Source organism: Pseudoalteromonas sp. SG44-17, from assembly GCF_014164235.1.
In the GTDB taxonomy this organism is placed as follows: domain Bacteria; phylum Pseudomonadota; class Gammaproteobacteria; order Enterobacterales; family Alteromonadaceae; genus Pseudoalteromonas; species Pseudoalteromonas rhizosphaerae.
Window position 1 is genome coordinate 20024 of sequence record NZ_JACJEV010000019.1, and the last position, 11872, is coordinate 31895.

The window sequence follows — 11872 nt, forward strand, 5'->3', positions numbered from 1 at the left end:
ATATTCCTTAATTACAGCAGCTTGCAACACGCGTTGGGCGATCACCCATAGCATTCAATCTGGCTAGCTCTTGTTCAATAAAAATAGGTTCATTCACTACAGTTGAAGTGATGGTTTGCTTCATCCACTTTGGTAGTGTTGGATTAATTGAATAAAATACCCATTGCTGATGCTTTCTGTCAGATAAAATGCCAGCTTTTCTAAGCTGTGCTAAGTGACGGGATACTTTAGGTTGGCTTTCTTCATCTAGCGCAGTCATTAACTCACAAACACATGCTTCACCTTCAACAGCAATAATTAATAGACTTTTCAAACGAATATCATCAGCTAACGCTTTGTAAAAAGTAGTTGGTGTGATTGGCGCTGGTTTTTGCTTTTCCTGTATCAGCAAAAACATTTTGAGCCGTTCATTTAGCTCTTGTAGTGTTTTTTCAAACGGATTGGCTTCTTTGCGGGAACGTGGCTCAGGAAAATCCCATGCAAGACAATTAGTGCCATTAACTCGGCTATCGCATTCTTTTGCCGCTTTATCACACAGGGTAATAACAAAATCAAAATGGATATTGCTAACTTCATCAAGGTGTTTTGAACGTAAGCCATCAGTCCGTAACCCAAAGTGTTCAATAGCTGACAGCGTTCGGCTGTCCACATTATTTGGCTCAGTACCAGCGCTGTAAACCTCATACTCACCTTTTCCGTGATGTTTTAATAACGCCTCAGCCATGATAGATCTAGCCGAGTTTTCAGTGCACAAAAATAGAACTTTCATAACCACCCTCATAATAAATTTGTTATATAATAAATTTGTTATACCTGTAATGCAATACATTTTTTGAAACTGAAAGTTACGACTAATCCTTTGTGCCAAAATAACAGTTTCGCAAGCACATTTTTGTTTTAATAGATTTAGATGAACGTCCATTATTGTGGCTTAAGTTGTGTGAATAAGTAGTTGAGATGCTCTAACGCATTTTTTCAAAATCCTAATCAGTAATACATCCGCTATCCTCCATAATGACTTTTAAATAGGAGGTCACTATGAAACCAGAACTAAATCACAATGCTACTGGTGTGAAACGCCCTTTCAAGCTTGAAGAGATTTGGCGTATTCGCACTCGAATAGAAATTCAAAACAACTTGATGCAATTGGCCCTACTTAACTTGGCTATAGATAGCAAGCTAAGATCATGTGACTTACTCTCTTTAAAAGTTCGAGACGTCGCTACTCACGACCAAGTATTTGAGAGGGTTCAATTGACGCAGAAGAAAACAGGGATAGAAGTTCAATTTGAGATAACTCCGAGAACACAACAAAGTATTAGCCTTTGGGTTCAAGAAGTTAAATTGCAACCTAGTGATTATTTGTTTCGGAGTTTACGTCGCTCTAATCAACCAATAAGCTATTCATATTACAGGTCTATCATCAGGAGTTGGGCTGAGCAATTAGGGCTTGATTCTGACCTATATGGAACTCACTCAATGAGAAGAACCAAAGCGACTTTAGTTTATGCTCGAACCAAAAATATACGTGCCGTTCAGTTACTACTTGGTCATACAAAAATTGATAACACCATCAGATATTTAGGAATAGAGATTGAAGACGCCATTAAAATATCGAGAGAAACCGATTGTTGATTTAACGCAGGCAGTGTTCTTATACTGCCCTTGCCCCGAAATGAGTTACGTCTAGTATTACTAGCTAGACAATCAGAGAACTTTTCAATACATAAATTAATGGGAGAGGCAAAAGACAAGACCTGATCCCTGTTGCTCAAATAGACGGCAAAACGCCCTTCACTTTGTTGTAAAGGGCGTTTTTAGATGCAGAAATCGAGATTATTTCTCTCGCACGTAAGAGGTTTGAACCAAGGTTTCTAGTACTACTTCACTCTTGGTCACTTTGAAGTTCAATGGTTGTTTTAGTTCACCAAACAAAGGTGCGCCGCCGCCAAGTAGGATAGGAAAGCGAGTGATCACCATTTCATCGATCAGATCTTCATTGAGGAAGTTTTGAATAGTCACGCCACCGTCGATGTATAGATCATAAAATCCCTTAGCATTCAGCTCCGCGATAATGTCTTTCAATTCACCTTTGACTAAGAATAGTTTGCCTTCATAACCTTGTGGCACTTTCGTCATGGTGTTGCTCAACACGAACACTGGTTTTGTGTAAGGCCAATCGCAATCAAAACTCAGAACCACATCGAGGGTATTGCGTCCCATCACCAAGCCGTCAATTCGCTCCATCAACGCAAAGAAACCAGTATCAATATTGTCTGGATTTGGTACCGAATGTAGCCAGTCGAGTTTGCCTTGTTTATCTGCGATGAAACCGTCCAGACTAGTTGCAATAAATACGATGTTTGCCATAAGTACCTCATCAAATTGGTCGTGGTTGAGCGAAGCTAAAATATAGTTTAAAATTAATTCTACAATGAAGAATATTATTGAGTTTATCGGGAAGAGCAAATGGCTGTCAATGAAAAAAAACGTGGGCGACCAGTAGGGAAGCAATCACAGTTAAGTGCTGAGAGCATCCTAGAAACGGCTAAGTGTTTGATGAAAAGGGATGGAAAAGTCCCAAGTGTCCGTTCATTAGCAACGCAATTAAACGTGGATCCTATGGCGATCTATTATTACTTCAAAAACAAGAATGCTTTGTTGGAAGCGCTCACCACATCGCTTGTGGCGGAGATCTATCAGCCTCAGGAAAGTTCGAACTGGCAAGGCGAGTTAAAACGTTTATGTGTCAGTTATATCGAGCTGTTACGCGAGTACAACGGGCTACTACAAACCATGCTAAGCATGACATCACACGGACCTGCCCAAGTGTTTACTGAGCGTTATCAAACTATTATTGCTCCTTTAGCTTTACACACAAAAGTGGAAAAAGACGGCCTAGATTTGCTGGCTGATTACTTACATGGTTTCGCGTTCTCTACCAGTTGTTGTAATGATGCGAGTTTGATCAAAACCGAAATGATGGATGGGCCATTGGCGCTAATTTGTAGTTCATTGGAATCATCTCGAACCTAGCTCACATTAAAGGATCTTCTCAATGCCACTGAGAGCGAGACAAGGTTTTATCGATTCTGGCTGGTCAATGTATATAGGTTCAGGTCTTACCTTTTGCTAAGTTGAGTTAGGCCATACGTCTCCTAATACGTACTCCGTTAAATGAGCAAATCCACTGACTCGTTTTTGTCCAGAAACGTGTTACATACCAATGTCCACATAAAAAATCGTTTATTTTTGTAGCAAAGCATAATGCGTACAATTATACTGTGTTAATATACAGTGAATTAGGGCGATTATGCTTTGCATTAAATCCACATCTGACTTTGAAATTGAAAGTGTGAAGTACCCTAACTTTCCCCTCTTAACGTGGGAAGTTGATAATTCAGATCTAGGGATTGAATCAGGAATGCTTTGTGTAGAGGCGTTGCAGTTCTTGGTATATGAGTGCTTAAAACGAGGTCGAGTGAATAGTGAGAACACTTGGTGGACGTATGGCAATCACCTAGCTCAATTCCTGACATTCTGTGAGCAGAACAGTTTGGATTGGCGAGACATTTCAGAAAGCAGTGAAGATGAAATGTTAGTCAGTGCTTATCGTGACCTTTGTGTTGGTGAGTTTGGCATGTCGGTAAATTCAACCAATCAGCATTTAAGAACGATAGTGCGTTTCTATTCTTATGGCGTCGGTAAGTGGTTTAAGTCATTACCTTACTCTCTAGAATCCGTTTCAGTGAATAAAGGCCAGCAGTTTTTAGCTCATACAGAAAGAAATGGTGGTAAGAAATACAGCTCTGATTTGATGATGAAAACCTTTGAGAAAAAAGCTCAATTTTTATCGGTAATTGAAGTGCGAGATCTTTTATCTGCGATTGAAAATTCAACCTTAAAGCTGATGGTTCGCTTATGTCTACAGACAGGAATTAGACGAAAAGAACTGTTGCTGTTTCCCTTGAATATAATAAGAAAGCCTACTGGAAACAGAGCTTACTATGAGGTCAATATTTCACGAACCAAAGGTGAGAAAGAGCGCAAAATACACATCCCGACACGATTGATGGAGGACTTGTGGCGTTATGTCAATGAGGCTCGTTTTCAGAAGCAACAAGAGTCGGAAGTGGAGTCAAATTGCTTGTTTTTAACGCCTGATGGTCAAGGGTGGGCTTCTCAAGGTTCTGCTTTTGGTAAGGCTCTCAAGTCGCTTAAATTACCCTTTCACGTATCACCGCATATGTTAAGGCATACTTATGCAACGCACATGCTAAAAGGAATGTTAGAGCATAAAAGCAGTAAATTTGAACCGTTGATGTACCTACAAGCTCGGCTTGGACATTCAAGTATCACAACCACGATGAAATATTTACATTTGGTTAATGATTTGGTCGATGACTTGTCGATTGAGTATCAACAACAGATTGATGCGATTGTGTAGGTGAAATATGGCGAGACAAAGAAAAAAACTGTCTATTAACAAAGACAAGCTAAAGAAAACATCGGCAGTAGAGTCAACAACTGACACTGCTCAAAATCGAGAAATAGTCCGACCAATCAACCCTGTAGTGAATTACCCGAATATCGGTTCAAAAGGTGGCAATGGTTCTAACGTCAATTTTACTCGTTTCTATGGCAAAGGTTATGACGACATTACAAATCGAGTGTACTACACCGCAAAAGCTCTGCTGAAAAATACCGATGCTCTTAGCGAGGAAACTCAAAAAGGTTATTTTAAAAATGGTTTTTTCCATTTCGCTGAATACCTTACATTATTTAGGTATTCAGCGGGTGAGGACTTAACACAAGATGACATTACGCCAGAGTTGATCGAGCAATATTTACTGCACCTTAGAGGTTGTGAGTTAGGGTATAACACCCTAAAAGGTTACTACACTCATCTCAAGTCAATGCTGATACACATGAGGGACAAGGGCTATTGGTCAGTCATTGATGACATAAACCTAAACAGTGATTTCTTTCCTAAGAGCCCATTTCCAAATTCAAGTAAACGTGCAAAGGGCGAGAAACCACTGACTCCCCATGAAAAAAGGCAGGTGGTGGTTGCGCTAAAACAAGCAATTAAGCCGATTTATCAAAAGACCGAACCACTAACAGGTTATCAGTTAACACTGTGTTTGTTAGCTGTGGCGATTCAGACAGGCATCAACACATCTCCGCTTCTCAATATGACTACCGACTCATTGACCGACCACCCACTTAAAGATTGCCGCAAGCTCTTAACCGTATTCAAAAAAAGAGGCAACTCCACGCAATTGCACAATTTACGAAAATCACAGGAACTTGAAGTAGTGCAAGGAATAAAGCTTGATGTGGCTTATCTTATTGAGGCTATCATTGAGCGTAATAGCCAAGTGAGAAAGTCTATCGATTCCGACTTGTTATTTGTCTATGAGTCTAGAGTTGCCCACATAGGTGCCGAGAGAGGTACGGCCTCCTCTCTAGCAGAAAGGCTGCTTAGATATAACATCAAAAAATTCATCAAAGAGTACGACTTAAGAGATGAAGATGGTCGAACGATGAAACTTAATGTAAGCCGTTTTCGCAAGACGTTCATCAATGGTATTTATGAGCTGAGTGGTGAGAGTTTGTTAATTGCTGCGCGGCAAGCCAAACACAGTGGGACAGGAACGCTTGACCACTACCTGCAAGCTCCCGAGCAATCAAAGCGCAACTTGGGCTTAATGGGTGAGATACGAGTTAAAGAGCTAACGTGCGCAGAGCCAAGCGTCCCTGTAGGGCATTGTAAAGACCCTAAGAATGGCGATAAAGCACCGAAAAATGGCTCGTTCTGTAATGACTTTTTAGGCTGCTTCCGCTGTAAAAGCTTCGTTATTACAGGTGATGATTTGTATAAACTCTTTAGTTTTTATTGGGCGATTATTCGAAGCCGTGACGAGTTTGGTCGTAAAGACTGGAAGCGTCATTTAAAAAATGTTCTAAGAATCGTAGATGAAGAAGTTGTCCCTGAATTTGCTAAGCTTGGCCAGCTACAGCGTGTAGAGACTGAAAAAGAACGGGCAAGATCTAATCCACATCCGTACTGGCAAAACCTTGATATGTTGAAGGTGACGCAATGAGTTCAATTGAGTTAATACTCACACAAGCTGAGTTTGCAATTCAGCAATGTCCAAAGCCAAGCACCAGTGCGCTTGAGCAAGTCATTGATGGCTCTCTAACGGGTATCGTGACCTACATTAAACTCGCCAATGGTGAATACCAAACGCTATCTCGATTTGAGGAAGATGTATGGGTGTTTCCTGCTAGTAAAGGTACGAAAGCAACTATAGCAAGTGCATTAAACCTTACTTTTTCTACGATTGATGATACTCAAATGAAGCGCATGGCAAAGTGGGTAATCTGGAGCAAATTCAAAAAGGGGTTAGCTCTTAATACTCTTGTGAAAACATTGGACAAGTTGAAAAGTTATTTTCAGTGGGTTTTAAGTTCAGATACTACAGTTACACATGGGCTGACAGCTTTTACCTCAAATGCCTACGTTAGGCATGTAAATACCCTGCACTCAAAACGAAAAGGCGAGACTAAACCACTGACAGCAGTCACCAAGGTGGATAGATTCCGCATTCTAGAAGACCTTTATTACCACTGCAAAGAGTTTGATTTTGTCAAAGAGCATCCTTGGCCTCAATCAACCGCTAATGAGCAAGCAGGGTATGTTGGTGAAGCGTATCGGGAAGCCATTACCAAAGGTAAGACCCCCATTATTCCAAATAAAGTGCTAATTCCGCTGTGCCAGTTTACTAAATCATACCTAGATAAAGCTGATGAAATTCTGAAATCGTCAAAAAAGAGAGAAACATTGCTACTGCGAGATAGCTGTATCTTCTGGCTGTTACTCACAACGGGTATGCGTATCCATGAAATATTAGGCATTAAGCGTGATGCGTATCGCTCTGAAACGAAAGGTGACACCACTTACTACCACATCGAAACTGTCTCTGAGAAAACACATACAGGGTTAGCTGAGTGGATTGCGCCAAGGATAGCCACGGAAGCGATTGATATTCTTGGCCGTTTGAGCGCTCCACTTCAAGATCAACTTGAGTGTGATTTACTAAAAGCGAAAGCAAGCAACGATCATGTGGAAGCACATCGACTTGAGGAAATATCAAACCACATCTGCCTATCGAAAAACCTGGGAAAAGGAAACGCAATTTACCTATTGTCAGGGGTGGCAATGACTAACGCTAGGTTGCCAAACTTATGTGAACAGATAGGGAGTAATTGGAACCTATCAGCGCACCAATTCAGACGTACCTTTGCTAATTATGCGGTTCACTCTGAATTAGGTGACTTGAGAGCATTAAAAGATCACTTTAAACATTGGTCAATTACCATGACCACTTTGTATGCCTTTAATGATGCTTTGGATGCTGAATTGTTTGAAGAAATGCTTCGAGAGAAATATCTGGTTGAAGAAGAAATTAAGCAAGATTGGTTTGAACTAGACACGCCTATCACTGGTGGCGACATAGCTCAAAACATCATGAAGGTCCGTGAGGATAAAGAGTTAATTAAATCTTTTGGCTCTCTTAGTGCTATGGCAAAGGCATACTCTAGCTCCATACCAATTCGCTCAACAGGTATTGGGTGGTGCACCAATGATGATGAGTGTAAGTGTGGTAAGCCTGATAGCTGTGAAAGCGGCATTGTAGATAAGCGACACCTGCCTTATTGGGAGGGAATGCTAGTGCAGCAAATGAAACTGATGCAATTGGATGATATTGGTGAAGCTGGTAGAGCGGCGGTAAAAAAAGGCATGGAACGCTGTGAAAAGGTTCTAGTGGCATTGGGTATTGATGTTGAAGCTATGAAGCAAGAGATTAACGAGAGAAAGGATATCGAGGTGATAAATGTCTAACCAGAAAGAAAAAGCGACACATAAAGCGGTTCGACTTGCCATTGTTCGAATCGAAAAAGGTCGTCCAAATACTGTTTCTCATAAACGTAAAATGAGTGTCGCTGCCGTTGCCGAAGAAGCAGGTGTAAGTCGAGCATTGATTCACCGTGATTGCCCTGAACTATTAGAGCGTATTAAAGGCGGTGTAAACAAAGACATTCGACAGCAACGTGATGCCAAACAAACTGAACTTAATAAATACAAAGACCGCAATCGAGAGTTGCGGTCTGAGGTGGCAGAATTGAAAGCTATGCTCGCTAAAGTTCAATCACAAAATGCTACGTTAATACGAAAAAACATGGCTCTGAGCAATGCTCGTGCGGACAATAACAATGTAACGCAACTAATATACAGCTAATTGCCTGAATTTAATGGTAATAATTTCAAATTAAGGTTACTTTTGAGATAGTTAAAAACATCCAAAAGTGTAACCTTAAACAAAGTTATATAAAACATAAGGTTAGCTACAGTTACATGTAACGAACTATTTATAATTATTGACCTCCGACATTTATCACTCCATTGTTTATACTTTTTTGAGAAATTACCAATGATTAAACCCAACTTTAGTCAGTAACATGCTTGTTGATCCAATCCCATGTAGCTTTATCTAACCACCCTGCGTAATCACGAGTTACCTTTATTACTAACAAGTCATCATTATCATCTATCTTTTTTCTGAGCCTGTCCGATAATTGCTTCGCATTTTCTGTTGTGGATATTAACCAAACCGAATCAAGTGCATGACACCAGCCCGGTGATAACTTTATCTCATCGTATAGCGCACTGTAGCTTTGCCCAGATTTATTTAAATCATAAGTTACACAAAAAACTGCCATAGAAACTCCTCAATATAAAATACACTAAAAACATTTAATTAGTTGTAAATATTATTACTTATCTAAAATAACAACTTCTTTTGGTGCCTTCTTTATTGCTTAAAATAGCAATATTTCATCTAAACATTCTGCTCCGATTTTATCCTTTCAAGAATAATTATTGTGACACTTATAAGGTTCTCTTCTTCGAAGCTATGACACACTAACCGACTGTTCTAACCATCCATCCACGAGTTTCATTTGCTGCATAATTCTGCGACGATTGAGTTACTATACCCTTGCGCTTTTTTGATCCGTAAATTTCGTTTACACTCCCATTCATCTATCGGATCACTTTCATTCCACTCCTGCATCATTTGCATAACGTCATGATCCAACGATACACCATACATCTGAACCATATACAAATACACGCGAGCGATGTCTCCTCGTACCTTCTCTGCTGGTTCGGCTGTATCAGAGTCAAAATTCACTTCAAAGTCACATTGGCCATAATTACGAGTCTCACCGGTAATTATAGAAAACTGAAAGTTTGACCGATCTGCATTTAATTCTCCAACGGCTGGCGCCAAATTAACCAAGTCATCATGAACACGACGAAAAGTAGGCACGGTTTCATATGCGCAATCACGACCTGTTAGGTATTTACCATTAGGTTTTTGACATTCTGAGTAGTTTTCTTGGTTCTTCCATTGATCTAACTCGCCACCAATTATATAAGCCGGCATAATATGCTCCCACTCTATTCTTGATACACGTGCATTCGGTTTACCAGAGCTAGTAATTGGATTGCGGGGAGTATAGCCACACGACAATGCATCAATCATTGTTTCATGGGTATTACTATCATTGTCAGTATCATCTATGTCGTCAAAAACAAAGTCACACTGACAATAAAAAGTCACATTATAGTCGTAATAAACTTCTCTTTCGGCTTTGGATTTTGCGTTACTAAAGCTAGTTGCATAGTTTTCAGGCAAAGGAGGGAGTTGTATTCTAGTAGTAACGCTATCGCTTATTTCATTATGGCAATGGTAATCATTATTCACTTTATCAGTGTGGCAACCTTCGGCGTTTGTTCTACCACTATGAGATTGAACTGAAAAAGCAGCTATGATCAAAACAAATAGTACGAATTTATATATCACAATGACTTCCCTGAAAGTTATTTTTTAGTTCCTAAAACATTTTCAATCATTAAGTTAGTATATTTTAAATATAAAAGCCAGCCGATAGAATGAGAGTTCACTGGTCATCTAGCTAAGTATACTGACTGATGCCTTTGTGTGCTTGAGGTGGCAGTTAACGTGTACTAGTGTGATGATCATTGAGGGGATTTTCACGGTCTAATTCACCTGCGACTTTATCCCTATTACACAGGTTATAAATTATTTTGCAGTGCATCAATGCGTTTCGCTACTTCTTTGAGCTCTAGAAACCCTCCATTTTCAATTACCTCTAGAGGCGAACGACCTGCAAAAAAATCATTATTGTTTCTCATTTTCATAAACTTCCTGACATTTTCGGGGTTGCTAAACATATGCCGTAATGCGTGGTGAATATTTAATAGACAGCTAATACGTTCTAATTGCTCGTTGCTGAGCTTCACAGTCTCAGGAGCCGCCTTAAATTTATCATAAGAAGTTTTTGAGAGCTTAAGTATACATTGAGCTTGCTCAGAACTGTTTTCCAACTAAACTTTATTGAGCTTGTTTAGCTCATTACCAATTGCGATGTAGTGATCACCCGTAAGCTCGTCATGTGAGCATTTCGACATAAAAGACCAGGCATCATCAAAAGGTGTCATTTGCTCAAAATAGCCAATTAACTTACCGTTAAAATATGCTTCTTTTGCACCTGTATTTATATTTGTTTTAACTTCAATCGTCATGGCCTGAAATCCAACTTCACTTACGATTTCTTAAAACATCACTTCTTGATAAGCCAATAGCGCCCAAAACATCATCCAACGGCAAACTAGCCTTTGCCTCAGCAATCGGCTTCTTACCTAAATTTTTAGCTATTAGCACATGAATTAACTTATCAGCCTCAAATACACCAATGCCCAATCTACACGAACTAGGCCAAGCTTTTTTAGCTTCATATTTACGTACTTTCATAGCTAATGAGGCCTTGCTGGCTCTATAACCCCTCAATTGGTGTGAATCTTCTATCACCCACTCATTTGATTGATAACTTATAACAGTATGCAGTGTTGGCTTAGGGTTTAATTTTGGGTTAGTCAATTCATATAGCTTAGTTAAATCATCTTTATCCAATAATCTACGTTCATATTCAGCCATACCTTTCTCCACTCGATAAATTTAAAGCCCACCATATTCCAATTAGTCTTTCATGCCGTTGGCAATCAAAACCTTTATATCATCAAAAGCATTTAATCCACTTAAAATTGAACAAATGAAAACGCTCACTTGAAATATAGTTACATACATTTCTTTTGATTCAGGTATTGTTTTTAACAATGGGAATAAAAATACCAAAGCGCCCATGATGATGAAAAATATGAACATAAAAATATGTGTAGTCATGTTTAACCCCCGTATTCCAATGATTGCCTTAGTTTACCAAGTAATATAATTATGGTTGGTATTTGGCTGTGAGCTCTTTTTCCATAAACTCTTTTTGTTTTATTAGTTGCTCCCGCTCTTCACCTTGCGCATGCACAATGCGTGTTTGTAACTCTGTTATCTCTTGCTTTAAGCTGTTCAAGCCTGGGTTGTTATCTTCTTTAGCTTTGATAGCTTTATTAAGCGATGAAACTCTTGCGCAGTGTTGTTTTTGATGGCTATTCATTCAAAATCTCCTGTTATGTTATCGGCAAACCTGCTGGATGTAGTCTTTTATTAACCGGTTAAAATCGCTTCCGGCCTTAATATCTTCACCGCTTACAACTTGGTTAAAGCTTAATTCTAAATACGCAGTTAGTTCTTTGTCCATGCCATCGATAACAGAGCGAGCAAAATTAATAAATTCTTCAACGCTCAATTCAATGCCTTGCATTTTTGCAGCAGCTAAATGAAGGCCTGTAAAATCAACATCTATTTCCATAAATCACTCCCGTACT

The 11872-nt window shown here is 39.5% G+C and carries 16 protein-coding genes; 6 read left to right on the forward strand and 10 right to left on the reverse strand.

Translation table 11 applies throughout. The annotated features are described in order from the left end of the window. Nucleotides 1-7 precede the first annotated feature (7 nt). Complete coding sequence (locus tag H5182_RS13765) at nucleotides 8-769, reverse strand: metalloregulator ArsR/SmtB family transcription factor (protein ID WP_029609941.1); 762 nt, start codon at nucleotides 767-769, stop codon at nucleotides 8-10. Between the two features lie 269 nt (nucleotides 770-1038). Here H5182_RS13765 and H5182_RS13770 point away from each other — a divergent pair, with 269 nt between their 5' ends. After that, entirely contained in the window at nucleotides 1039-1635 is a 597-nt protein-coding gene (locus H5182_RS13770; RefSeq protein WP_016899631.1) for a tyrosine-type recombinase/integrase, read from the forward strand. 201 nt (nucleotides 1636-1836) lie between these two features. Here H5182_RS13770 and H5182_RS13775 read toward each other — a convergent pair whose 3' ends face one another. After that, nucleotides 1837-2370, reverse strand: coding sequence for a dihydrofolate reductase family protein (locus tag H5182_RS13775; protein WP_016899630.1), 534 nt, complete (start codon nucleotides 2368-2370; stop codon nucleotides 1837-1839). Between the two features lie 189 nt (nucleotides 2371-2559). On the opposite strand from H5182_RS13775, the gene H5182_RS13780 reads away from it, so the two are divergent. From H5182_RS13780 to H5182_RS13800, 5 genes are all read left to right on the forward strand, one after another. Continuing rightward, complete coding sequence (locus H5182_RS13780) at nucleotides 2560-3036, forward strand: TetR/AcrR family transcriptional regulator (RefSeq protein ID WP_259398309.1); 477 nt, start codon at nucleotides 2560-2562, stop codon at nucleotides 3034-3036. Nucleotides 3037-3481: 445 nt separating this feature from the next. Continuing rightward, on the forward strand, nucleotides 3482-4447 hold the full coding sequence (locus H5182_RS13785; RefSeq protein ID WP_240452981.1) for a site-specific integrase: 966 nt from the start codon (nucleotides 3482-3484) through the stop codon (nucleotides 4445-4447). Nucleotides 4448-4454: 7 nt separating this feature from the next. After that, on the forward strand, nucleotides 4455-6107 hold the full coding sequence (locus H5182_RS13790; protein WP_024608497.1) for a phage integrase SAM-like domain-containing protein: 1653 nt from the start codon (nucleotides 4455-4457) through the stop codon (nucleotides 6105-6107). After that, nucleotides 6104-7909, forward strand: coding sequence for a tyrosine-type recombinase/integrase (locus H5182_RS13795; RefSeq protein ID WP_024608498.1), 1806 nt, complete (start codon nucleotides 6104-6106; stop codon nucleotides 7907-7909). Before H5182_RS13790 ends, H5182_RS13795 begins: the two co-directional genes overlap by 4 nt. Continuing rightward, nucleotides 7902-8306, forward strand: coding sequence for a hypothetical protein (locus tag H5182_RS13800; protein ID WP_024592037.1), 405 nt, complete (start codon nucleotides 7902-7904; stop codon nucleotides 8304-8306). Before H5182_RS13795 ends, H5182_RS13800 begins: the two co-directional genes overlap by 8 nt. 208 nt (nucleotides 8307-8514) lie before the next feature. Here the strand turns inward: H5182_RS13800 and H5182_RS13805 are convergent, their stop codons facing one another. The 8 genes from H5182_RS13805 to H5182_RS13840 form a co-directional block, all read right to left on the reverse strand. Further along, nucleotides 8515-8787 (reverse strand): hypothetical protein, encoded by a 273-nt coding sequence (locus H5182_RS13805; RefSeq protein WP_182758735.1) that lies wholly within the window; start codon nucleotides 8785-8787, stop codon nucleotides 8515-8517. A 236-nt stretch (nucleotides 8788-9023) separates the two neighbouring features. Beyond that, complete coding sequence (locus tag H5182_RS13810; protein WP_182758734.1) at nucleotides 9024-9935, reverse strand: endonuclease; 912 nt, start codon at nucleotides 9933-9935, stop codon at nucleotides 9024-9026. A gap of 233 nt (nucleotides 9936-10168) precedes the next feature. Then, complete coding sequence (locus H5182_RS13815) at nucleotides 10169-10480, reverse strand: antitoxin Xre/MbcA/ParS toxin-binding domain-containing protein (protein WP_182758733.1); 312 nt, start codon at nucleotides 10478-10480, stop codon at nucleotides 10169-10171. Then, a complete protein-coding gene (locus H5182_RS13820) occupies nucleotides 10481-10678 on the reverse strand; it encodes a hypothetical protein (RefSeq protein ID WP_182758732.1) in 198 nt (65 codons plus the stop codon). 16 nt (nucleotides 10679-10694) lie between these two features. Then, nucleotides 10695-11090: a hypothetical protein gene (locus tag H5182_RS13825; RefSeq protein ID WP_182758731.1), complete on the reverse strand. Its 396-nt coding sequence runs from the start codon at nucleotides 11088-11090 to the stop codon at nucleotides 10695-10697. 42 nt (nucleotides 11091-11132) lie between these two features. Continuing rightward, nucleotides 11133-11336, reverse strand: a complete 204-nt coding sequence (locus H5182_RS13830; protein ID WP_182759069.1) for a hypothetical protein — start codon at nucleotides 11334-11336, stop codon at nucleotides 11133-11135. A gap of 49 nt (nucleotides 11337-11385) precedes the next feature. Beyond that, nucleotides 11386-11601 (reverse strand): hypothetical protein, encoded by a 216-nt coding sequence (locus H5182_RS13835; RefSeq protein WP_182760186.1) that lies wholly within the window; start codon nucleotides 11599-11601, stop codon nucleotides 11386-11388. A gap of 18 nt (nucleotides 11602-11619) precedes the next feature. Beyond that, nucleotides 11620-11856, reverse strand: coding sequence for a hypothetical protein (locus H5182_RS13840; protein ID WP_182760187.1), 237 nt, complete (start codon nucleotides 11854-11856; stop codon nucleotides 11620-11622). Nucleotides 11857-11872: the final 16 nt, after the last annotated feature.